We start from the raw sequence: 23713 nt of genomic DNA on the forward strand, positions 1-23713 counted from the left end.
TCCCGGAGGGGCTTCAGGGGACGACGAAGCACTCGTCGATGCAGTGCTCCAGGTACTCCGAACAGCTGCGGTCCGAGATGCAGTCGGCACACTCGGCCACGCGCTTGCGCCGCTCGTCGGAGTCGCGGTCGTCGACCCAGTCGTTGATGCGGTCCGCGCACTTGCCCGTGTCGTCGCTGCCCGGGAAGCACTCCTTGCGGAGGTCACAGATGGTGTCGGCGTTGCTGGAGCAGCCCGTGAGCACCGCTCCGAGCACCAACAGACTCGTCACTGCGAGGGTTCGGATGGACATGACGTGGTGTCCTACCGCACCCAGTGACGTCCTGGAATAGCCCTCGGAGCGGCGTGGGGAACTAGTTCTTCTTCGTCCCCATTTCGCCGTGGCCCGCGTGGTCCTTGTTGCCCGGCATGCCCGTGTGTGAAGTGCCGGAGCCGCCCACGCCCATGCCGTCATCCAGCTTGCCCAGAATCTGCCAGGCCTGCTCGCGGTGGGCGGGGACCTTCTGGATGAGCTCGGTGAACATCGCCGTCAGCTCGGGGCTGGCGGAGGGCATGCCCTGCTTCGCGGCGAGCACCTTGCCGAGCACGGCGTCATGGCCCGCCACCTGGGCCGCCATGTAACAGGAGTCGAAGGGCATTCCCTGGAGCACGGCGAGCGCCTCCCCCGTGGCCTTGTCCTGGGCCATCATCTTCTTCTCCACGTCATTCATGGCCTTGGGCATGTCGGTGAGCGTCATGCCCTTGCCCTTCGCATAGGCCATGAGCTTCTGGTCCATGGCGGTGTGGTCCTTCACCATCATCTCGCCAAAGGAGCGCACCTCGGCGTTCTGCGAGTTCTTCTGCGCGAGCTGGCCCGCCTGGATTTCCTGCTGGTTGGCGTAGTGCAGCCGCTCCAGCAGGGCCTTCTCGTCGGTGGGGGCCATGAAGCCGCGGTACTCGGCCATGCCCTTCTGGGGCGTGGTGGGCTTCATGGTGGAGGAGGGCGTCGCGGATGCGCCGCTCTGGGCCAGCGCCGCGCCACCGGTGAAGAGCGAGACTGCGAGGGCAATGCCGGAGAGGGTTCGCTTCATGAGGACTGCTCCTTTTCACGTCGGGAAGCCATCACTGTCGGACCGCGGGCACGCACGTTGGGCCACACGCGTGGCCCGTGGTGCGCGCGACAGCGGGGTTCGTGCGACAGCGCACGAACGCCGGTGAGGACGTGGGGCAGTCAACGATGGGATGGGACGGGTGTCGGACCGGATGTGTCGGGTGCCTCACTTCCCCGGCGAGAAGCTACGCACCGCTCGACAGTCCGGCCGCGCTCGCACAGGCCCGCCCGCTCTCCAACCTGACGGGCGCGAGGTCCGTGCGGGCTCGCGGGTGATGGGCCTCCCACGCGGCGGCAGCCGAGGGCGCGAGGCCCGCGCCAAGGGCAGGCGCTTTCAGCGGCCGGCGTCGGGCGTGCTGGCCGCGGGAGCCTTGGGCGCCTCGCCTCCGGACGCGGGGACGCTGGTGCCGGACAGCTCCGCCTCCTCCTGGAGGAACCTGCGCGACAGCTCCTCCACCTCGGCGGGCTTCAGGCCCGTGAGCACCGCCGTCGCCGTCTTCGCGCGCGTCGCCAGCTCCGTCTCGCCGAGCGCGCCGTGGATGCGCGTCAGCGCCACGTGGATCTCCGGGTCGAACGGGTCCGACGCGAGCGCCTCCAGGTACGCCGTCTTCGACTTCGGGTAGTCCTTGCGGTGCAGGAGGATGCGGCCCAGGTGCACGTTGGTGGCGGGCGCGCCGGGGTGCACACGGAGGCTTCCGCGCAGCACGTTCTCCGCCTCGTCCAGGCGCTTGAGCTCCAAGAGCGTCAGCGCGTACTTGTTGGAGACGGACTCGTACTTGTCGCCCACCAGCTTGTGCGCCTTGGCGTACTCCTCGGCGGCGGCCTTCACCCGGTTGCGCTCGCGCAACAGCTCCCCCAGGTGCGCGAACTTGCGCGCGGGCACCTCCTGCACCTCGTTGAAGTCGCCGAAGGAGATTTCACGGCCCTTCTTCTCGCCGTCCTCCTTCACCTTGCCCTTGGCGTCCTCCTTCAGCACCACGCGGTCGTCGCGCGGCACCAGCTCCATGGGGAAGGGCTGCTTCTTGATGTGGGAGAGCCAGGCCTTCTCGAACAGGCCGAAGGGCATGCCCATGGCCGTCTCCACCGCCTTCTTGTCGGACTGCCCGGCCTTGAGCCCCTGCACCACGGCGCGCAGGCCCGCGGCGCCCTTGGACTGGTGCACGTAGTCGATGGCGTAGAACACCTCCGCGAAGGCCGTGGCCGCGTCCTCCGCCGTGGGGAGCAGCGCGATGGACGGGTGCATCTTCTCGAACGGGATGAGCTTGTCCGCCTTCACGCGCTTGCCGAGCAGGGCCTGCGTGGAGGGCGTCATCGCCAGGCCCGCCTTGCCGCGCCAGCGCGACTCCAGGAACTTGGCCAGGCCCTCGTGCAACCAGATGGGCACCGTGTTGCGGCTCATCTGGCTGACCACCAGGTGGATGTACTCGTGCGCCAGCGTGTCCTGCCAGTCGTAGCCCTGCGCCACCGCCTTGGGGCTGGTCACCATCAGCTTGTTGAACTTGCAGATGGCGATGGTGCCGGTGGTGCGAATCTGCTTCTCCGTGAGCGTGCTGACCTTGGCCAGCTCGCGCGCGTTGTTCACCACCTCCACGCGAATCTTGCCGCCCGGAGGCGTCCAGCCCAGGTCCTCCGCCATGGCGCGGTGGATGGCCTCGAGCGTCTCCAGCGCGTACGGCACCAGCACCGCCTCCTTCCCCTTGGGGTAGAGGAAGATGAAGTGCTCGCTCTCCGCGCGCTGGTGGTTCTTGACGATGTCGCGCGTGTCCTTGGCCAGCCGCAGGTAGCTGCCCGGCTTGTCCTCGATGTTGGCGCCTTCCAACAGGCCCACCGCGTCGTCGTAGCGGCCCTCCTCGAAGGCCACGCGGCCCTGGTAGTACTTCAGGGGCTCCACGTCGGCGGGAATCAGCGCCTCCACCTCGGAGAGCTCACGCCGCGCGCCTGGCACGTCCCAGTCATCCAGCGAGGACTCCACCTGGCCCAGGCGCGTCTTCACCTCGTCCTTGAGCGAGGCGTCCTGCGCGAAGGCGGGCGTGGCCGCGCACAGGCCCAGCGCGAGCACCAGCGCTCCCCAGCGATTCATCCGGCCGTCCCTCACTTCACCAGCTCCTCGTAGTAGCGCTTCACCTGCTCGCGGTACTTCTCCGGCGCGCCCTGCTTCATCGCGTCCAGGAGGTCCTTGCGGAACTCCTTGGGCGCCTGGAAGGCGTCCTCGTCGGGCAGCTCCACCTGGTCCTTGGGGTCTCGTCCCGACTGGCCCTGCTTGCGCCCGCTCATGCCGCCCGGCAGCGGCAGCCCGCCCTTCCTGCCCTTCTGGCCCTGCTGCATCTGCTGCTGGAACTGCTTGAGGCCCTCGAGCGCCGCCTGCTGCTCGCCGTAGCCCCGGCCCGGGTCCTTGCCCTGCATGCGCTGGGCGGCCTCACCCATGCGCTGGCCCACGCCCTCCATCTGCTGCGCGGCCTCCTCGCCGAACAGGGGCGCGGTCTGCTCCATCTCCTCCATCTGCTGGCGCAGCCCCTGCGCGCGCTGCTCCAGCTGCTGCTGCTGCTGGGCGAGCTGCTGCAACTGCTGCTTCTCCTGCTGGGACAGCTGCGAGCCGGGGGGCGGGAAGAGGTTCTGGAGCTGGCGATTGACGTCCTGCACGTTGCGCGCGTCGCGGTCCAGGCGCTGCGCGAGCTCCGAGGACTGCTGGCGCACCTCGGGCGGGTTGCCGAACATCTCGTCGAGCTGCTTCTGCTGCTCGCCCATGCCGGCCAGCTGCCGGGCCGCGTCCTCGGCGCGGGCGGCGGCCTCGGCGGCCAGGTCGAAGTCGTTCACCTTCAGCGCGTTCTCCACGTTGGACAGCTCCGACTGGGCCTCTTCCAGCGGGCGCGCGGCGCGGCTGTTGAGGTGCTCGGGGTTGAGCTTGTCGTAGCTCTGCTGGGCCTGCTGCACCTTGCGCATCAGCTCGTCCTTGATGGCCTCGCCGCGCTGGGAGAGCTTCTCCTTGTTCTGCGCCCGGGCCTGGTCGCGCAGCTGGCGCGTCTGCTCCGCCACGCGCTGCTGCTCGTCCACGGTGCTCTTGAGCTCCTCCATGAACTTGCCGAACTTCTCGGCCAGCTCCGGGTACTGCTCGCCGCCGAACTCCTCGTTGGCGTCGTCCAGGCCCTTGAGCATCTCGTCCATCTGCATGCCCAGCTCCTGCAGCTTCGCGAGCGCCTCGTCCGTCTTGCCCTCGCGCATCAGCTTCTCGACGTCGTCCAGGGCGGACTGCAGGTCCTGCTCCTTCATCATCTCCGACAGGGCCTCGGCGTTGAGGTGCTCGTCGCGGATGCCCTTGCGCATCTCCGCCATGCGCTGCATCAGTTCCTGGATGCGCGCCTTGAGCTGCTGAATCTGCTCCATCACCGCCTGGCGCGCGGCCTCGTCCGGGTTGGCCTTGAAGTCCTCAATCAGGCGCGACAGCTCGCGGCGCTCGCCGGCCAGCTGCTTGGCCATCTCCTGCAGCGCCTCCAGCTTCTGCCGGTCCAGGAGCGCCTCCAGGTAGAGGATGTCCTTCTCCAGCTCGGCAATCTCCTCCGTCACCACGGCGGTGAGGCGGTTGCCGGTGCCCCAGTCCTCGCCGCGCGAGCGCTGGGTGCGCAGGAACAGGCGGCGGAAGTCCGCGGTGCCGTTGATGTGGCTGCCCAGGGACTCGGAGATGTTGGACAGCGCGCCGACCAGGTCCGCGGGCACGTCGCGCTCGCGCGCCAGCGTCTGCGCCAGGGTGCGCATGTCGGTGATGAGCTGCTGGCCGCTGGTGTCCACCGCGCCCGCGGCGGCGATGGCCTGCGCGTCCTTCTGCTTCGCGCGGTCGGGCCCCTCCAGGCGGTCCGCCAGGTGGTCCACCATGCGGCCCCAGAGCTGCTCGGCCTTCTCCAGCGCGGCGCGGTGGTGCTCGGCGGCGGAGTAGATGCGCAGCACGTGCGTGCGGCTGACGCCCTTCTTGGGGCCCTCCACCGCGTCGTTGTCCTGCGCCTCCACGAAGTAGGTGATCCGGTCGCCCGCGTCGACCTTGAGCGAGCCCAAATCCCACGTGTACGTGTCGCGGCTCTTCCGGCCATCCTCGCGCCGCAGCGGCACGCGCGTGTCCTGCTGCGCGCCGGGCGTGCGGAAGACGAGCGACAGGCCGGACAGGCCGTAGTCGTCGGTGGCCTCGTACTTGAGCGTCACCTTCTGGCCGGGGTCCACCTCCAGCTCCGCGGCGGGCGTCAGGAGCGAGACCTGCGGCGCCTTGTCCGCCTCCACGGTGAGGGGGATGTCGGGGCCCACGGCGATGGGCTTCTGGCGCGAGCCGTAGAAGGCGAAGTGGTAGTGGCCGCCCTGCTTCGCGACGAAGGTGCCCGTCAAATCCCGGTTGCCCGTCACCTGGAGCGGCAGGGCCTCGCCGTTGATGACCAGCTCCGCGCGCTCCACGGGGCGGTCCGAGCGCGTCTTGAGTTGAATCTCCGTGCCGGCCGGGGCGCTCACCGCGCCGTCGGTGCCGGGGACGGTGCGCTGGGACAGGCCGGTGTAAGCGGGGTAGCGGTACGTCAGCTCGATGTCGCCGGTGATGGGCTCCACCTGGGCCTTGGCCTCGGGCGTCGTGGCCGTGGCGAGCACGCGCTTGACGCCCGCGGCCCACTTCTCGCCGAACAGGCCCATCACCAGCGCGAGCAGGAGCAGCACGCCGCAGGCGGCCAGGGCGGTGCGCTGCGCGGGGCGCGGGTCGACGACGGAGCGCGCGTCCACGGTGCGCACGCGCGTGTCCATCTGCTGGAGGAAGGCCTGGGCCAGCTCCGGCGAGCCGTTGGCGTGCGCGCCGTCCTCGCGCATCAGCTCCACGGCGGCGAGCACGTCCAAGGACAGCTCCGGCCGGCGCTGTCCGACGAGCCGCGCGGTGAGCGTGTCATCCCCCACGCGGCGGCGCGCGAGCCACAGCCCGAAGACACACGCCAGCGCCACGCCCACCGGCAGCGCCAGGCCCAGCAGGCTGCCGCCCAGGCGCGGCGCCCACAGGCCCAGCAGGCCACCGCCCACCCACAACAGGCACGCGGCGCCGAAGCCCAGCGCGGTGCCCTGGAGCCACAGGTAGCGCCGCTGGCGCTGGCGCACGGAGGCCAGCAGCCCCTGCACACCTTCGCCTCGCGAGCGCCGGCCCCGCGACGCGGGGGCGGACGGAGGGGGAGGTGGCGGGGGCGGCAGCTCGGGGCCTGGGCTCTGCGGGGTGTCGAGATTCACGCTGTCCTGTCCGCTCGTTCGCGAGGCAACCCCCGACAGGGGTGCCTATTTCCCGATTCTCTAGCAACGTCCGACGCGCCGCGAGGAGCTTGGACACGTCGATTTCGCTCGGGACGCGGCGAGGGTGTCCGACGCACGAAGGACGCGGCCGACGGAGGGTCCGGGAGGCAACGCGCGAGGGAGGTGCCCTTCGTCCCGACCTGGGGGCGCCAAGTGCCCGTCATGACTCGGAAGTGGGTGCGGCTCCATGCCTGGAGGGGCCCGGAGGCCCGGGTCCCCCGCGGCATGGGACGGCGACCCCCTCGTCCGCCGGGCAGGCGGGGAGGCTCGCGGAGACACCTGCGTGGCCGAACAAGGAGGGAACGGAGGCGCCTCGCCGCGCGCGAGTCACGCAGGGGCATTCACTCCGGAGGGGCTCGCCGAGGTCCTCGGCCCGCGAGGGGAGCGGGCCGTGGCGCGTCGTTCGGCGTGGGTCTACTTGCGCAGCTCGTCCTTGCGCGCCTCGTCCATGCCCATCTCCACCTCGGACGGCTGCAGTCCGCCCAACTCCTGGGCGAGCGCGGTGAGCACGTCCTGGGTGGCGAGGATGCGGGAGCGCGACAGCCGCCCGAGCACCCGCTGCACCGCGGACTCGACGGTGCCCTCGGAAGGGATGTCGAGCGAGCGGCCCGCCTCGGTCAGCGCGAACAGCGCCTTGCGCCCGTCGAGCGGATCCGACTTGCGCTCCAGCAGGCTGCGCTTCTCCAGCCGCTTGAGCACACCCGTCAGCGTGCTGGGGTGGACGTGGAGAATCTGCGCGAGCGTTCCCGCGGTGATGCCAGGGAAGCGGCCCACCAGCCGGATGACCAGCCGCTGCGGACCCGTCAGGCCCAGCGTCGACTCCATCCGCTTCGAGGTGGACTGGAGCCCGTGGTCCACGGCCCACAACAGGCGCATGAACTCGAGCACCTCTCCGAGGGGCGGCCCTTTGAGCCGCTCGCCTTCGTGGGGGTCCGGTTCTCCGTTGGCCGTGTCCTTCATGACTTCATCTTCCTTCACCTGCCGTCTCCCTGTCTCTGCCATGTCCTTCGAGCCGCGGGAGGTGTCCATCGACGAGGTCTCCTGCCGCCAGGATGCGTTGTCTATCAGTCACTGAGGAGGGAAGGGTGGGGCTTTCGTGCCCGGGACGCGGAGGACTCCCCAGGGGAGCGCCCGGCCGCCCACCCCGCCAGGTGGGAGCCGGGGAGCTGCCTGCCTCGGTGCGCACCCGGGGTGACGGGGGCGCGGAGGGCCCTCCCCAAGAAGGGGAGGGCGGAGCGCTCAGGGCGCGGGGGCCACGGTGGGCTTGGGGGCGGCGGGGGCGGGGGGCGCCTTGTTGGCGGGGGCGGGGGGAGCGGCGGGCTTGGGCTCCTCGGGCTCGGGCGGCATCTGGATGCTCTTGCCGCGCTCCTGGGCGATGCGCCGATACCAGCTCTCCGGGTACTTGGGGTGGTTCACCTTGCCCTGCTCGTCGCGGACGTTGCCGTCGATGTACTTCACGAGCAGCGTCTCGCCGAGCTTCCTCCAGCGCGCGTGGACCTTCTCGCCCTGGCTGAGCGAGTACTCGGTGAGGTAGCGCCGCGCCTCCTCGGGGCTGCGCTTGTAGTGCTCCAGCGCGGTGCGCTCGATGTCGGCCTGGTCCGCGAGGAACTGTCCCTCCAGCGCGCCCTGCTCCTTGTGCACGTCCACGGACATGTCGTTCCAGCGCGCGTAGGCCTGGTTGGACACCCAGTTGAACACCCAGAAGGACGAGTCCCAGGAGAAGCTGCCCCGGCTGGCCACGCCCTGGGCGAAGTTGCGCGGCACCTCGCGGATGCCCGCGTACATGGGCGTGTAGACCGTCATCGACGTGTCATCCACGCCGAACCAGAGCACGCCGCCGATGGGGGCGGGCATGGAGGCGCGCATCTGGGCGACGAAGGAGAAGCCCGTCTGCTGGGTGGAGATGGCGCGCTCGTGCACGTACTTCTTGCCGTCCACCTCCCACGTCATCGGCCGCCACCGGTACGGCAGCGCGTAGGGGCCCGCGCCCACGTCCTTCGTCATGTCGAGCGGCGTGCCGTCGAAGTGGTCGCGCATGAGCGACATCACGTCCTGCACGGACAGCTTCTTGTCGGGCTTCACCCACAGCGGCAGCCGCTTGTTGGGGGCCGAGCCGTCCGCGTACTCCGGTCCGAAGTTCCTCGACGGGGCGGCGCGCCGGAAGATGCTCCACACGCGCGCCTCGGAGAAGCGCTGCCCGCCGAAGTCGAGCGGGTTGTAGGTCTCCGCGAAGCTGAAGTCCTTGTCCGCGCCCTTGAACCAGCCCTTCTCGCGCGCGAAGGCGATGACGTCCTTGGAGAAGAGCACGTTCTCCGCGTCGTTCATCGGGAACTGCTCGATGCGCGCCTGGTTGGCGTGCGCGGTGATGTGGCCCTCGGGCAGCTTGCGCGCCACCCACACGGCGCCCTTCTGGCCCGTGCCCTTGCCAATCATCTCCAGGAGCCACGCCTCCTTGGGGTCGGCGATGGAGAAGGACTCGCCGCTGGACGCGTAGCCGTGCTCGGCCACCAGCGTGGTCATGACCTGGATGGCCTCGCGCGCCGTCTTCGCGCGCTCGAGCGCGATGTAGATGAGCGAGCCGTAGTCGACGATGCCGGCGGGGCCCTCCAGCTCCTTGCGGCCACCGAAGGTGGACTCGCCGATGGACAGCTGGTGCTCGTTCATGTTGCCGACGACGGAGTACGTCACCGCGGCCTCGGGGATGCGCCCCAGGTGCTTGCCGGTGTCCCACTCGATGATGTCGCGCTGGGCGCCCGCGGCGTGGCGGCGGGCGGGCGTGTGGTACAGCTCGCCGTAGAGCTCGTGGGCGTCCGCGGCGTAGGTCATCAGGGTGGCGCCGTCCGCCGTGGCCCCCTTGTTGACCAGCATGCTGGTACACGCGAGCACGGGCGGAGCGACCAGCGCGGCCGACACGGGCAGCGCGGTGAGCAGTCGGGGCAGTCGTCGGTTCATGGCGGCGGATGCTCTACCAGCCAGGGCCCGGATACAAACGTCCGTTGCGATGTGCCGGGTCGTCCCCGGGCTTGCCTCCTCACTCAGCAGTCGCCGCCCGGGCCACGAAGGGAGAAAACCCGGGCGGCGACCCTTCCCGAAAGAATGGACTCGTTGCGTCAGTTGTTCGTGGCGACCCCCTCCTTTCCGTCAGCGGGCATGAGGACCTGCTCCACCCTCAGGGTGGTGGGGCCGTCGAGCGCGAGGTGGGGCTTGAGCTTGAGGAACTTCTTCTTGCCGAAGCCCTTCACCCGCACGAGCTCCTCCACGCGTTGGAAGCGGCGTTTCTCCCGATGCTGGATGATGCGCTGCGCCGCCTTCTCACCGACGCCCGGGAGCAGGTCGAGCTGTGAGGCCGAGGCCTCGTTGAGGTTCACCACGCCCGTGAACTGGTGGCGTGCTCGCGCCGCCTCCGCCGCGCCGGGCCACCCCACCCACAGGCCCCACAGCAGCACGGCCCACGCGGCCCTCACGAGTGGCCACCCACGGGCGCGGCGTCCAGGCCCCCCTCGCCCGCGTAGCGCCCGCCCATGCCCGGTGTCTCGCGCTTCTCCGCCGCCTCCCGCACGTGCAGCTTGCCGTCCAGGGGCAGCACATCCAGCAGCACGTTGAGCGAGCCGTCCTTGTTCACGAACGCGCTGCCCGCCCTCACCCAGATGCTCCCGCCCTTGCCCTCGCGAATGGAGAAAACAGCCAGTCGCTTCCCCGCCATCAGCATCATCCACCTCCACACTCGACACCGCGCCACCACGGCGCGGACCGCCTCATTCGTTCGACCGCCTGAGGTCGACTCCGGCATGAGCAGTCGTCGTGCCAGCGCGCGCTCACTCGGAGCGCGCGAAGCGCCACCGTGCACGGTCCCGCGAGCCGTCCCGCCGCGAGGACGGGCGGAGCGACTCCAACGGCTTCTCGCGAGGCGAGAGCGCTCCCGCGGGTCCGAGGGAGCGCGAGGCCTCGCCGGATGGACGCGAGGACGCGGGACGTTCCGCGGCGGGGCGACCAGGCCTCCAGGATGAGGTCCGGGCCCCGCGCGGAGCGCGGAGGGGTTCATCGAGCGGGGCGCTCACGGGCGCCCCGGCTCCATCACAGCTCGTGGTAGGGCTTCTTCGTGGACAGGGGCTTGGACCGGCTCACGCTCGACAGGTTCCCCAGGCTGTTGCTCCGTCGCAGCATGGGGCTGGGCGCGCCCACGTGCAGCGAGAGGTCATCGGGCGCCTGGGGCAGGTCCATCGCCTTGGCCTCCGCAATCACGGTCATGTGGTCCTGGCGCAGGTTCAGCGCCGCGGTCCGGCGGTTGTCGGGGGGCGCGGGCAGCGCGCCGTCATGCTCGACCAGGTGCACCGCCAACTGGACGGCCCACGCGCCACAACTGTCCTGGGCGAGCGTTTCGTTCCCGTCGCGGTCGTCTTGATAGCGGACGGTGCAGCTCTCCACCTCGATGCCCGGGAATGGCAGGTTGAGCAGTTGGAGGTCCTCCACCGGTACGTCGTCGGGGTTGAGCGGGTCGATGTAGAGCAGCTTCGCCTTGCGACGTCCCAGGAGGTTCGGCGCCCCGAGCGTGATGTAGAGCAGCGCCCAGTGGTTGCGGTGGCGGTGGAGCGGCTGGACGATGATGGTGGTCGCCGTGGTGATGGCCCCATGGACGACGGTGCTGTACGCGGAGCGATCCATCTGCAACCACTGGACGCGGCTGATGCCGGGGAGGACCGCGACGTGCGGGTGGTTCTGGAGGTAGTAGCGCTGGAGGCAGTAGATGTCGTCCTCCTCGTAGTAGGTGCCCTCGTCGTCGAGCTTCGGGAGGGCGCTGGGGGAGGAACTGAAGCGTCCCAGGGCCTCGTACTCCTTCCGCTTCGACTCCACATCGTCCTCCACGTCCCCTCCACCTAGAGGTGAGCCCGACTGCTGGCTCCCGGAAACCAGGGGCTTCTTCTTGAGCGGGAAGTCGATGACTCGTGGGGATGGCTGCGGGAGCACCTGTCGCTGCACCTTGCCCCGGTTGTGATGACTCAGCAGCGGCACGTCATGGACCCGGGGGAGGACCGGCACGACGACGACCTGGCTCGGGGGCTTGATGACCTCGGGTGGGCCCCCCAGCGACAGGCTCCCGGGGAGCTTGAGGTTCGGGCGGTCGAAGTCGATGCCCGTGTTGAACAGGTCCCGGTTGCGCATCAGCAGGCGGTGCTCGAGCAGCATCCTGCGGAAGTGCGTCTCGTTGTCGGAGAGGACGTTGAGGTCGCGGGCCTTCTTTCCCTCCTTGGATTCGAAGTTGAGCTGGGGCTTGAGCAGGCCGTCGAAGAAGGTCTTGACCGAGCGTGCCGTGCCACAGACGCGCATGATGCCGTGGACCAGGTCTCCTCCCGTGGGGTGTTTGCTCGCGCTCTCGACCAGGATGAGCAACCCGCCTGCCTGCGACGTCTTCGACGTGGCCAGGAAGCCCTGGAAGAGGGCCAGGTATTCGGCCCGCTCCCGGGTGGTGTTGTTGGTCGTGTCGATGATGATGGCCCCGAGCTCTCGCTGGGACACGAAGGGCGTCTTGACGATGTTGATGGGGTTGGGCGCGCCGTCGAAGACCAGGACGCGAGTCCCCGTCTTCTTGTCCAGGGATGCGTAGAGCTCTTCATGGTCGAGCTCGAAGTAGGGCGCCCAGGACAGGATGGGCATCGACTCGCCCTTGGCTCCGCCCTCCGCGAACAGCCAGTTCGAGTACAACATCCCGAACATCGTCGCCGACCGGAGCGCGGCCATGCCTGAAATCAGCGTGGCCTTCTTGAGGACCAGCCTGCCGTTCACCTCGACCGCTTTGTCGCCGTCTCCCTTGGAGGGCTTCTTCGACGGCTTCAGGTCCGGCTCGTCGTCCTCGTACTCGGACTCCGACCCATAGCCCGTGTCCTTGGGCTCCTTCTTCCGCTTCTTCTTGGGGGCCTGGACCCGGGGGAGCACATCCCGGAGGTCGTAGGCGACCTGGGCGTTCACGAACGTCCACGAGCAGTCCACGGCGCCGCCGTTGTAGGTGCCGAGGAGGTCCGCGAAGTTCGCCGCCGTGGCCCCGTTCGGCCGGTTCGTCAGGGCATGCAGCGCCGACATCAGGCGGTCGAGCGCGGCGAGTTGAGCATCCCCATAGCCTTCCAGGGACTCGATGAGCTTGATGATGGGCGGCTTCTTCGAGGGCACCACCTTGGGGATCACCTTGAGCATCGCGGTGATGAAATCCCCGGTGAAGTCGAGCGCCTCGTTGATGGCCTCGGCCCCGAGGGTGGGCGGCAGCAGTCCCGGGTCCAGCCGGATGCCGTTGGGGATGTCCGCGAGCGTGGGGAAGACCGAGCCGAAGCCCTCGCGCGAGACGACCTCGATGCCGATGCCCCGGGCCCGGATGGCGCGCGTGAGCCGCGCTCCGAAGACGCACTGGATGATTCGCCACTGGCCCTGGTTGTTCAGCTTCGAGGGGAAGGCCTGCGACTCGTTACCGAGGATGCACAGCATCGGATAGCCGTGAATCTGCCAGCCGGGGCCCCGCTCCATCGGGAGCAGGGTGCCTCCCTCGACATGGAAGGTCTTGCCCTTCTGCGTGAAGGTGTCGAGCACCGCCTGGCACACGGCCCGCTTGGACAGGATGGCGATGTCGCTGAGCGGGACGGGCAGGTCGGCGCACCCCTCCTCGAACAGGGCGAGCAGCGCGTACAGGTCGCCCTCGTTGCCGAGCCGCTGTCGTCCACCGCCCTTCGAGGAGGTATCGACCGGCTTGCCCCGGCCCAGCACGAAGCCCGGGCTGTACGAGCGGGGGTAGGACCGATTGTCCAGGTCCGCCCCCAAGGAGAACCTCGTGAACGGCACCATCGAGTTCGCGGACGCGATCATGACCCGGTGCAGCCATTCGAGGTCGTAGGTGATGTTGATGCCGCCTGCCTCTTGCGTTGCCGTGATCTGCCACAACATCGACCGGCTCCTTGTCTCCTCCTCGGACGAGGGCGGGTGCGCATGGGGGGAGCGCACTGCGTCCAGAGGGGCCAGGCCGGATGTTGTGCATGCGTCACGCCAGGGCTGATTTCGCTCGGGAGAGCGCGGAGAGGTGCCCCTCGCCGAGCCTTGTCCGAGGGGCGTGCGTCGCGCCCGGACGCAGGTTCGTCCTGGCGAGACGCGGCTTCAACGCATCCCCTCTCCGTGGAAGAGTGCGCCCACCTGTCCCGCCGTCCCGAGGTGCCTTGCGTGAACCGCTCCGTCCTCGCCGCCCTGGTCGTCCTGGGAACCCCCCCATCGCTCGCCGCCGAGCCCGCGCCCGTCTCCGCCAAGGCCCGCGCCATCCATGACTCGGCGCTCATCATCGACACCCACGTGGACACGCCCCTGCGCATGCTCAACGAGGGCTTCGACGTGGGCTCCAAGCCGCCCAATGGCCAGGGCCACCTGGACCTGTCGCGCGCGCGGGAGGGCAACCTGGGCGCGGCCTTCTTCTCCATCTGGGTGGAGCCCAAGGAGTACGCCGGCCGCTATACGCACCAGGCGCTGCGCATCATCGACTCGGTGCACACCGCGGTGGAGCGGCACCCGGACCAGATGGTGCTCGCGCTGTCGTCGAAGGACATCGTCGCCGCGCGCTCCGGCAAGCAGAAGAAGCTGGCCACGCTGCTCGGCGTCGAGGGCGGCCACGCCATCCAGAATGATTTGGGCGTGCTGCGCGACTTCTACCGGCTGGGCGTGCGCTACATGACGCTCACCTGGTCCAACACGAACGAGTGGGCCGACTCGTCCGGCGACATCACCGACACCTCCGTGAAGCACCACGACGGCCTCACCGACTTCGGCCGCGACGTGGTGCGGGAGATGAACCGGCTGGGCATGCTCGTGGACATCTCGCACGTGTCGGACAAGACGTTCTTCGACACGTTGAAGGCGACGCGCGCGCCCGTCATCGCGTCGCACTCGTCCGCTCGCGCGCTCACGGACCACCCGCGCAACATGACGGACGAGATGCTCAAGGCCGTGGCCGCCAACCGAGGCGTCGTCATGGTGAACTTCTTCTCCGCCTTCGTCGACGACGACTTCCGCAAGGGCTACGCCGCCATGTCCGAGGAGCGCGGCGCCGCGCTGGCCGCGGTGGAGGCGAAGCACAAGAACTCCGACCCCGTGACGCGCTTCCGCGCCCAGTCCCAGGCTGGCTGGGAGTGGGCCGCCAAGGTGCCGCGTCCTCCGCTCAAGGCGGTCATCGACCACATCGACCACATCGCCAAGGTGGCCGGCGTGGACCACGTGGGCCTGGGCTCGGACTTCGATGGCATCAACTCCGCGCCGCAGGGACTCGACTCGGTGGCGGACCTGCCGCGAATCACCGAGGCGCTGCTCGCCCGGGGCTACACGAAAGAGCAGCTCCACAAAATCCTGGGCGGCAACCTCCTACGGGTCTTCCGCGACGCGGAGGCCGTCAGCCGCGAGCTGCGCTCACCCCCGAGCGTCCAGCGCTGACTCCACGCAGCGCGAGGGCAGCCGGCGGCACGAGGGGAAGTGTCGCCTGTTCGCTCGGGATTGCAGGCGCGGCGCGTCTTTTCCGATGCACCTGCTGTGCAGCGGGTCCGGGGAACCCGGGGGCTTCCTTCGGCCACACGCGAAACGCTAGCCTCGCGTTCATGGCATCGGGCGTCGTGTTGATTCGGCTGGGGCTCGTCGCCGCCCTGTGCCTGGGCGTGGAGGTTCGCGCGGAGCACGGCGGCGGCGCATGGCTGGCCGTGGCGCGCATCGCCTCCGAGGAGGACGGCGCCCTGCTCGAGCGCGTGCGCGGACAGAGCAGTGATTTGCCCGTGGAGCTGCGCGCCATGCCGGGACCTTCACTGGAGGGCCCACCCCAGGACCAGTGGCGCTCCGCCGTCGCGCTCGCGGACGCGCACCAGGCCCGCGCTGTCCTCTGGTTCCAGCGCTCCGGCGCCGAGCTGCGCGTCCACTTCGCAGAGCCCGGCAGCCGTCACCTCTTCGTTCGCACCGCGAAGTTGGAAGGACACCCCGGCGCGCTCGAGTGGTCCGCGGGCGCCGAGGCCGTGGCGCTGGTGGTGCGCTCCGCCCTGCGCGCGGTGGAGGCGGGCACACCCCTGGGCGAGGTGGTGGAGGTTCCCGCGCCGCCCGCGCCCGTGCTCGAGCCCACGTCCGGGCCCGTCGTCGTGCCGCCGGAGCTGTGGACCTATCCGCCGGCCTCGAAGGACTCACGCTCCCTGCGCTGGCAGGTGCTGGTGGGCGGACTCGCCGCGCTGGATGGATACACGGACTCCGGTCACCAGGGGCTGTTGATTGGCTCGGGGTGGGAGTTCCCCTCGGGGCGGCTGCGGCTGCTGCTCTCGCTGAGCCTGGCGCGCATGCTCCCGGATGGGCGCACCGACGTGAAGCTGGAGCAGTACTCGGGCGGGCTCTGGTGGGACTTCCCGTTGCTGCAGGTGGGCGAGCTGCGCTGGGGTGTGGGCGCGGGAGCGGGCCTGCTGCTCTTCGGCCGCAGCACGGAGTCGCACTTCCCGGGCATCCAGGCGGCCAATCCGCGCTTCATCCCCGCGCTGCTGGTGGGGCCCGACACGTCCCTGCGGTGGGGCTTCTCGCGGCTGCTCGCCGTGGAGCTGTCCGTGGCCGCCGACGCGGCGGTGGGGCGGCCCGAGCTGGGTTACTCCGAGAACGGAAACTTCGTGCCGCGAAATCAGGGCTGGGCCGTCCGGCCGAGGGCGTCCCTGGCGCTGGTGCTGCTGCCATGAGCGGTGATGACCCGTTTTCGCCTCGACCTCCCTCCATGGGGTCGATGACGAGCACGGGTCCGGAAGCCATCGGCAGGGCACGACCTGGAGTGGACCCGCGCATCCAGGCGGCCATCCAGGGACGCAAGCAGGCCGCCGAGTCCTTGTTGTTGGAGCTGTTGCCCCGGGTGCGCAACCTGGTGCGCTACCTGGTGCACGGCGACGGGGACGTGGAGGACATCGCCCAGGAGTCGCTCATCGCGCTGCTGCGGGGCCTGCCCTCGTACCGGGGCGAGGGGCAGTTCCACTCGTGGGTGGACCGGGTGGTCGCGAGGACCACCTTCGCGTGGCTCAAGCGCGCCCGGGGCAGCGAGGCGCGCAGGGGCGAGGAGCCGGCGGAGCTGATGGCGGTGCCGTCCGAGGACGCGCCGCCGGACGAGTACGTCCACCGCCGCCGCATGGTGATGTTGCTGGACCGTATCCCCGACGAGCAACGGCATGCGATGGTGCTGCACCATGTGCTCGGCATGAGCGTGCCGGAGGTGTCGGACGAGCTGGGGATTCCCTTCGAGACGATTCGCAGCCGCCTGCGGCTGGGTCGCACGGCGCTGCGCGCGCTGGCCACGGATGCGGGTGGCGCTCCGGAGGGAGGTGCGACATGAGTCGGCTCGTGGATGAGGACGGGCCGAACGAGCTGCTCGCGCCGCTGGATGACGGCCCCGGCCCCGCGCGCCGGCTGTCGCGGCAGAAGTCCACCGCGCTGGTGCAGGCCGCGCTCCTGGCCACCCTGGACGCTCCGTCGTCGCCGCCGCGTCGTCGACACCGGCCGCACTGGTGGATGGGCGGGGCGCTGCTCGTGGTGGGTGCCGCGGCGGTCGCGACCTGGCAGCTGTCGGGTCGCGAGGCGCCCGCTGCTCCGGAGGACACGGCGGTCATCGCTCCCTCACCGCCGATGACGCCCCGCGCCGAGCCCGTCCCTCGGGAGCCCGAGGCGGTCGCGCCGGAGCGGTCCGCGCCGTCGGGGCCCGAGGCGGTCGCGCGAGAGCGGTCCGTGCCTTCAGTCCCCGATGCGGTCACCCTGGAGCCCATCGCTCCGGTGAAGCCCCGGAGCAGCGCGCCGTCCGCCGCGCCCGCGCCGGAGGACCTGCTTCGCCGGGCCAACGAGCATCGCGCCACCGGACAGTGGAAGGCGGCGGAGGCGCTCTACCTGCGTGTCATCCGGGCCGAGCCGCAGGGCATGTCCGCGTACGTCGCGCGCGTGGCCTCGGGGGCGTTGAGGCTGGAGCACCTGGGCGATGCGCGCGGGGCGTTGCGCCAGTACCAGGAGGCCCTGAAGGGATGGCCCGGGGGCCTGTTGGAAGAAGAGGCGAGCCACGGTGTCACCGAGGCGCTGCGCGCGCTGGGTGAGCGGGACGGCGAGGTGCGCGCGTTGGAGGCCTTCCTCGCGCGTCATCCCGACTCGCCCCATGCCGTATCGGCCCGGAAGCGGCTGAAGGAGGTCTCAGGTCGATGAGTCGCGCGAACGTGTCGCCGTGGAAGTCCGGGGCGAAGGTCCTCTGCGTGCTGGGGCTGGTGGGCGCCTGGAGCGCGTGCCAGGTGAAGGACCCGGTGGCCTTCATCGAGACGCCGCGCAACGACGCGGGGCCGGTGGCCTCGTCCGATGGCGGACCGACGACGGGCGAGGGCGAGGAGCCCACCGATGACCACGCCGCCTTCTGCGCGTCCACGGGGCCGCTGTTGTTGGTGGGCGACAGCCTCACGGGCGCGAAGGTGTGCAGCGGGCACCTGGCCGAGCGGGCCTTCCGCCATGCGCTGTGCTCGTGCGAGCGGCTGGCCTTCAGCGCGTCGCTCACCACGGATGCGTTCAAGAGCTCGCTGGGCAAGTACGTGCCGGGAGGCCAGGGCGGCGCGGTGGCGACGAACGGCGGCGTCGCGGCCAACGACACGCTGACGATTGGCGGCGGGCTGAGCGCGGGCGGCGCGGACGGCATCCTGCTGGGGCGCGGCCTGTCGGTGGGCGGTGGGCTGTACAGCGGCGGTCCGCTCAGCGGCAACGTGTCCGCGCGGGTGACGGGGGACGCGTGGGTGCGCGGTGACGTGGGGCTGGCGTCGCTGGACGTGGCGGGGAAGCTGGCGGTGCCCGCGGAGCGCAGCATGTCCGGCGCGGTGACCGCCGCCGAGGTGCTTCGCGAGCCGGTGGACTCCGTGTCGCCGTGCGCGTGCGGGGACACCGCGTCGGTGGTGGACATCCAAGGACTCATCGCCAACCACGCCCGCGACAACCACAACGCCGTCATCGACCTGGAGCCCTCGGCGCTGCAGGGCTTCACCGGCGAGCGCACGCTGGAGCTGCCGTGCGGGCGCTTCTTCCTGACGGGCATCGAGGGTCAGGGCCGGCTGAACCTCGTGGTGCGCGAGCGCACGGCGCTCTTCGTGCAAGGCAGCGTCGTCATCGGCGAGCGGCTCTCCGTGGAGGTGGTTCCGCCGGGGGAGCTGGACTTGTTCGTGGGCGGCGACATGACGGTGGCCGGACAGCTCATGCTGGGGTCCGTGGAGGCGCCCGCGAAGGTGCGCGTGTACGCGGCGGGGACGGGAACGCTGGGAATCTCCGCGGGCAGCGTGCTCGCGGGAAACCTCTATGCACCCGGGGCCACCCTGACGCTCAGTGGCAACGCGGAGGTGTTCGGCTCCGTCTTCGTGCGGCACATCGAGTCCTCGGGTGCGCTGGCGCTGCACTACGATTCGGACATCCTCTCGTTGGGGAGCGCCTGCGGGCCCGTGGAGTGATACAGGGGGGTGGACAGGGCGCGGGGGCGTGCACAGGTTTGCGTGCACACCTTCCCGGCCTGGAGGGCTCGTCGTGCTCCACCGTTTGTCCTCGCTGATGTCCCGGCTCCAGGAGGACCGCGAGGCCTTGCTGCGGGATGTCGGGTGGCCCGTGCTGGTGTGGGACTCCATGCCGAGCCGACCGCGCGCTGTGGCGCAGCTGGAGCCGCCGACGCTGAAGGTGCCGATTCCCTCGAGAGGCGTGGAGCCCGTGGTGTTCGAGCTGTGTCCGCGCTTCCCCGGGCGAGGGCCCGAGGTGATGGTGGGCCGCAGCCCCGAGTGCGACATCGTCCTGCCCGAGCCCACCGTGTCGCGGCAGCACGCGCGCTTCCGTCCGGAACCGCACACCGAGGTGTGGAGCGTGACGGACCTGGAGAGCCACGGCGGCACCTTCGTGGAGGGGGTGTTGATTGTGCCGGGGCGCTCGACGCCGCTGTTCAGCCAGGCCTCGCTGCGACTGGGGAGCGCGCAGGTGGTGTTCCTGCAGGCGAGCGCCTTCGAGTCCTACGCGCGCTCGTGCCAGGTGTCGTCCCGGGTGCGCTTGACGCGCTGGTAGGCAGCTCCTAGAAGGGGTGCGCCCTTGGGTGCCCATGTCGGGCTTTCAAGAGGGAAGCCGGTGCGATTCCGGCGCGGTCCCGCCACTGTGAATGGGCAGCCCTGAGGTCAGGGCCGGGGACTTCGGTTGTCGCCACTCCGGCGGTGTCCAGGCGGACGCTCCGGGGGAAGGCGGAAGCCCCCTTCCAGCCAGACGCGTCGTGCGCCTGGAGCTGGAGTCCATCAGCCAGGAGACCTGCCCGAGGGTGCGGACGTGTCGCGTGGCGACACGGGCGGATGGCCTTCTCTCTTCGATGGAGAGAGCGGAAGGCGGAGCATGCGGCGCACCTTCCTCGCCGGGCACCTGGTGTGTCTGGCGCTCAGCCTGCCTTCCGGAGCGCACGCGCAGGCGTCGGAGGACGCCGTCGTGCCCGCGACGGTGGTGCGAGGCAAGGCGCCGCCGCCTCCGGACTCGCCCGAGCGCCGCGACCCCACCGGCGCCATCACCGTCATCGACGCCAGCGAGCATGCGGGCGAGGCCCGGGACACGGCGGAGCTGCTCGTGGGCTCGGTGGGGCTCGCGGTGCAGGACTCCGGCGGCTACGGGCAGAGCAAGAGCCTGGTGGTGCGCGGCGCCGCGTCGAACGGGGTGTTGGTGTTCCTGGATGGAATCCCGCTCAACGGCGCGGGTGGCATGGCGGACCTGTCGCAGGTGCCGGCCGCGTTGGTGGAGCGGCTGGAGGTGCTGCGCGGCGGCGCGGGGGCGCGCTATGGCTCGGGAGGGCTCGGCGGCGCGGTGAACATCGTCACGCGCGCGCCGTCGTCGCACGTGCGAGCCAGTGGGGAAGTGGTCTACGGGAGCTGGAACACGGCGCTGGGGCACGTGGCCGTCACCGGGCCGCTGTTGGATGGGAATGCGCTGGTGCTGCTGCACGCGGGGCGCTCCGATGGGGACTTCGCCTACGAGCTCGATGAGCTGCCCGCGGTGCCAGACAACCCCGTCACGGCGGAGGCGCGCGCGCGCAACGACGCGAAGGGGGGCGGCGTGCTGCTGCGGTATCGGCGGCGGCTCCCGGGCGGCTCGCGGCTGGATGTGTTGTCCGAGCTGTCGCTGGAGGACCGCGCGATTCCGGGCACGGTGCAGAACCCCCAGTCCGCGGGGCGACAGGATTTGGACCGGCTGTCCTTGGGCGTGCGGTGGTCGGGGACGCAGGCGAGTGCGAGGGGGTTCTTCCGTCGCGATGGTCTGGAGGTGACGGGTGGACTGCTGGGCGCGGGTGGGCCGCAGCGGCATGTCGTGGGCGGAGTGGAGCTGGAGGGGCGGACGCTGCTCGGGGGCGGGCACGCGCTGACGGCGACGGTGGCGTCGTCGGGGGAGCAGGTCACCCAGGCGAAGGGCGCGCAGTCCGCGAGCTGGTGGCGCGGCAGCGTGATGGTGATGGACGAGTGGGCGCTGGTCGACGAGGTGTTGAGCGTCGTGCCGTCGCTGCGGTTCGAGCGGGTGGGGCCCTACTGGCTGTTCTCTCCGAAGCTCGGCGCGTGGTTGTCATTGGGCGGCGGTGTGGGGATTCGCGCGAACGCGGGACAGTCGCATCGCGCGCCGTCGTTCCTGGAGCTGTACATCCGGCAGGGGACGTTGTTGCCCAATCCGGGGTTGAGGCCCGAGCGGGTGCTCTACGCGGACGCGGCGGTGGTCTGGGATTCCCAGGCGATGGTGGCGGGGGCTCCGCGGTGGAGTGTGACGGCGGGCGGCTTCGCGGCGCTGTACGAGGACCTCATCGCGTACGAGCTGTATCCGCCGATGATGGCGCGGCCGTACAACTTCGACGCCGCGCGGGTGTGGGGCGCGGAGCTGGAGGCGGAGGCGCGGCTGTTCTCGTGGCTGTCGGCGAGCGGTGGCTACACGTGGCTGCGCACGCAGAACCGATTGGGAGACCCGCGCTACTTCAATCAGGACCTGCCCAATCGGCCGCGGCAGAAGTGGGTGGGGCGTGTGCGCGCGGGGCCGGAGTGGCTCAACGCTCGCACCGAGGTGCTGTATCAGGCCTCGCAGTTCGTCAATCGCACGGGCACGCGCTCACTGCCATCGCGCACGCTGTGGAGCGTGGGAGCCTCCAGCACCTTCCTGCACCGGCCGGAGGTGACGCTGTCGGTCGAGGTGAAGAACCTGCTCGACGCGCGGGTGCAGGACTTCACCGGCTTCCCGCTGCCAGGGCGCGCGGCGTACGCGACGCTCGCGGTGTCGCTCGAGCCGGCGCCTTCCGCTCCCGAGGGCTCGAATGCACCGCGTGCTCCGTGAGCCTGAACTGTTCTTGGTGTCTCCCTTCGTGAGGACTCGATGCTCCCTGCACCTTCCTTCGTAGAGCCCAGGCGGCTCGTCCTGTCGCTGCTCTGTGTCTCGGTGCTCGTGCTCACGGGCTGTCCCGACGAGGGCGTGGTCTGCACCTCTGGCCTCGTCGTCTGTGACGGCGCCTGTGTGGACACGCGCGGCGACACCGCGCACTGCGGCGCCTGTGGCACCACGTGCTCCTCGGGCGAGGTCTGTCAGGACGGCGCCTGTGGTTGCCGCGCCGGCACCGTGTCTTGTGGCGGCGCCTGCGTGGACACCGCGACGGACGTCGCCCACTGCGGCGCGTGTGGCTCGGCCTGTGCCTCCGGACAGGTCTGCGAGTCCGGCGCCTGTCGCGAGGGCTGCTCCGAAGGTCTGCTGCGCTGCTCCGGCGCGTGCGTGGACGGCCAGACGGATGCGCTCCACTGCGGAGCCTGCGGCAACGTGTGCCCCGACGCGCAGTCCTGCCGCGCCGGGCGTTGCACCTACGACGTGGTGGCCGCGTGCTTCACCAACGGTCAGCTCGTGGGCATCCAGGCGGGGACGGACCAGCTCGGACCTCGCCGTGAGTTCGGCGCGGGCATCCAGGCGCTCGCGTCCTGGGATGGCTTCGTGCTCGGCGCGGACATGACCAACGGCAAGCTGCTCCAGGCCCCCGGCGGCAACCTGGGCGCGCTCGTGGAGGAGGACTCGTTGGGCGTCGTGTCCGGCTCCCCCAATGACATCCTCGTGGACCCGCCGCACGTGTACGTCATCGACTCGGTGAACAACACGCTCCAGGTGCTCCGCCGCGACGGCGCAGCCCACGGCAACGGCCTGGGCCTGCGCACCGTGGGTCAGTTGAACCTGGGGCCGAACACCAGCCCCCAGGCACTCGCGCGCTTCGGCAACCTGCTCTACATCCCGCTCTTCGGCACCGGCAGCTCCAACTTCCAGCACGGCAACGCCGTGGCGCGCGTGGACATCTCCGACCCCACGCAGCCGCGCAAGGTGGACACCCTGTCGCTCACCGGCCTGGACCTGAAGCCCTTCGACAGCAGCGGCTCCATGCCCCTGCCGTTCTCGGTCGCGGCGACGCGCACCCACGTGTACGTGGCCCTCACCAACCTCAACCCCGCCAATGACTACCGCCCCAACGGGCCCGGCATGCTCGCGCGCATCGACCCCGCCACCGGCGCCGTGAGCGCCATCGACCTGGGCAAGGAGCGCTGCCTCAACGCGGGCTACGTGGAAGCCGTCGGTGACCAGCTCGTGGTTGCCTGCATCGGTGAGGCCATCTACGACACGGCCAATGGCTACATCGCCACGTCCGTGCGCTCCACGGGCCTGGTGCTGGTGAAGAACGACGTGCCCGTGGCGTCCTACGCGCTGAATCCTGGGTGTCAGCCCGGCGCACCGGGTTGCATGCTGTCCGTGGCCAGCCGCTTCGCCGTGTCCCGGGGCGCGGTGTACCTGGCGGACACCAACGCGGGGCGCGTCTTCGTCGTGGAAGTCGGCGATGGCACCCTCACCGAGCGCAGGGGTTACTCCACGCCCACCGCGAAGGGCCCCGCGCTCGAGGCGTGCCCGGTGGACCCCCGACGCCCCGTGTCCAACGCCATCGACGTCACCGCGCTCCATTGACAATGCCTGTCACCCGCCATATCCCGGCCGCGTCCTCGGTGCCGTCGTGAGAACCACGGCGGCTCTAGGGAACCCGGTGCGAATCCGGGACTGCCCCGCAGCGGTGTGCAGGAACGACCGCCGTCATGTGAAGCACTGGTCCCTCCCGGGACTGGGAAGCGACGGCCATTAGGTGGGCGCCCTCCGGGGCTCCCGCGCCTGCGAGTCCGAAAACCTGCCGTGGACCCGTGCCCCTTGGGCACGGACATCACCGAGGCCTCCGAGGGGAGGCGGCGGAGGCGTCAGCCTTTCCATCCGTGCACCCTGAGGTGCTTGGGTGACCGCCTT

The 23713-nt window shown here is 70.3% G+C and carries 17 protein-coding genes and 2 riboswitches; of the genes, 8 read left to right on the forward strand and 9 right to left on the reverse strand.

Going from position 1 to position 23713, the window contains the following annotated elements:
• Positions 1-13: 13 nt before the first annotated feature.
• From LXT21_RS11780 to LXT21_RS11820, 9 genes are all read right to left on the reverse strand, one after another.
• The gene (locus LXT21_RS11780; RefSeq protein ID WP_254038209.1) at positions 14-292 is read right to left on the reverse strand and encodes a hypothetical protein; all 279 of its coding nucleotides are present in this window, start codon (positions 290-292) and stop codon (positions 14-16) included.
• 61 nt (positions 293-353) lie between these two features.
• Positions 354-1070 carry a DUF4142 domain-containing protein gene (locus tag LXT21_RS11785; RefSeq protein ID WP_254038210.1) on the reverse strand — a complete coding sequence of 239 codons (717 nt, stop codon included), beginning with the start codon at positions 1068-1070 and terminating at the stop codon, positions 354-356.
• Between the two features lie 354 nt (positions 1071-1424).
• Positions 1425-3170 carry a peptidase MA family metallohydrolase gene (locus LXT21_RS11790; protein WP_254038211.1) on the reverse strand — a complete coding sequence of 582 codons (1746 nt, stop codon included), beginning with the start codon at positions 3168-3170 and terminating at the stop codon, positions 1425-1427.
• Between the two features lie 11 nt (positions 3171-3181).
• Positions 3182-6325 carry a DUF4175 family protein gene (locus LXT21_RS11795; protein ID WP_254038212.1) on the reverse strand — a complete coding sequence of 1048 codons (3144 nt, stop codon included), beginning with the start codon at positions 6323-6325 and terminating at the stop codon, positions 3182-3184.
• A 474-nt stretch (positions 6326-6799) separates the two neighbouring features.
• Positions 6800-7345, reverse strand: coding sequence for a MarR family winged helix-turn-helix transcriptional regulator (locus LXT21_RS11800; protein ID WP_254038213.1), 546 nt, complete (start codon positions 7343-7345; stop codon positions 6800-6802).
• A 279-nt stretch (positions 7346-7624) separates the two neighbouring features.
• Entirely contained in the window at positions 7625-9337 is a 1713-nt protein-coding gene (locus LXT21_RS11805) for a dipeptidase (protein WP_254038214.1), read from the reverse strand.
• A 158-nt stretch (positions 9338-9495) separates the two neighbouring features.
• Positions 9496-9849, reverse strand: a complete 354-nt coding sequence (locus tag LXT21_RS11810) for a ComEA family DNA-binding protein (RefSeq protein WP_254038215.1) — start codon at positions 9847-9849, stop codon at positions 9496-9498.
• On the reverse strand, positions 9846-10094 hold the full coding sequence (locus LXT21_RS11815) for a hypothetical protein (RefSeq protein ID WP_323394410.1): 249 nt from the start codon (positions 10092-10094) through the stop codon (positions 9846-9848). The genes LXT21_RS11810 and LXT21_RS11815 overlap by 4 nt, the downstream gene beginning before the upstream one ends.
• A 365-nt stretch (positions 10095-10459) precedes the next feature.
• Positions 10460-13309, reverse strand: coding sequence for a hypothetical protein (locus LXT21_RS11820; RefSeq protein ID WP_254038217.1), 2850 nt, complete (start codon positions 13307-13309; stop codon positions 10460-10462).
• Between the two features lie 270 nt (positions 13310-13579).
• On the opposite strand from LXT21_RS11820, the gene LXT21_RS11825 reads away from it, so the two are divergent.
• From LXT21_RS11825 to LXT21_RS11860, 8 genes are all read left to right on the forward strand, one after another.
• Complete coding sequence (locus LXT21_RS11825) at positions 13580-14833, forward strand: dipeptidase (protein ID WP_254038218.1); 1254 nt, start codon at positions 13580-13582, stop codon at positions 14831-14833.
• Positions 14834-14994: 161 nt separating this feature from the next.
• The gene (locus LXT21_RS45180; RefSeq protein ID WP_267145403.1) at positions 14995-16095 is read left to right on the forward strand and encodes a hypothetical protein; all 1101 of its coding nucleotides are present in this window, start codon (positions 14995-14997) and stop codon (positions 16093-16095) included.
• 44 nt (positions 16096-16139) lie between these two features.
• A complete protein-coding gene (locus tag LXT21_RS11835) occupies positions 16140-16736 on the forward strand; it encodes an RNA polymerase sigma factor (protein ID WP_254038219.1) in 597 nt (198 codons plus the stop codon).
• Complete coding sequence (locus LXT21_RS11840) at positions 16733-17587, forward strand: tetratricopeptide repeat protein (protein ID WP_254038220.1); 855 nt, start codon at positions 16733-16735, stop codon at positions 17585-17587. Before LXT21_RS11835 ends, LXT21_RS11840 begins: the two co-directional genes overlap by 4 nt.
• Positions 17584-18861, forward strand: a complete 1278-nt coding sequence (locus tag LXT21_RS11845; protein WP_254038221.1) for a DUF7305 domain-containing protein — start codon at positions 17584-17586, stop codon at positions 18859-18861. Before LXT21_RS11840 ends, LXT21_RS11845 begins: the two co-directional genes overlap by 4 nt.
• 73 nt (positions 18862-18934) lie before the next feature.
• Complete coding sequence (locus LXT21_RS11850; RefSeq protein WP_254038222.1) at positions 18935-19456, forward strand: FHA domain-containing protein; 522 nt, start codon at positions 18935-18937, stop codon at positions 19454-19456.
• 9 nt (positions 19457-19465) lie between these two features.
• Positions 19466-19712: riboswitch (cobalamin riboswitch) on the forward strand.
• A 59-nt stretch (positions 19713-19771) separates the two neighbouring features.
• Positions 19772-21733, forward strand: a complete 1962-nt coding sequence (locus tag LXT21_RS11855; RefSeq protein WP_254038223.1) for a TonB-dependent receptor plug domain-containing protein — start codon at positions 19772-19774, stop codon at positions 21731-21733.
• A 39-nt stretch (positions 21734-21772) separates the two neighbouring features.
• Complete coding sequence (locus LXT21_RS11860) at positions 21773-23386, forward strand: MXAN_6577-like cysteine-rich protein (protein WP_254038224.1); 1614 nt, start codon at positions 21773-21775, stop codon at positions 23384-23386.
• Between the two features lie 19 nt (positions 23387-23405).
• A riboswitch (cobalamin riboswitch) is annotated at positions 23406-23622 on the forward strand.
• Positions 23623-23713: the final 91 nt, after the last annotated feature.

The organism is Myxococcus guangdongensis, from assembly GCF_024198255.1.
Taxonomy (GTDB): domain Bacteria; phylum Myxococcota; class Myxococcia; order Myxococcales; family Myxococcaceae; genus Myxococcus; species Myxococcus guangdongensis.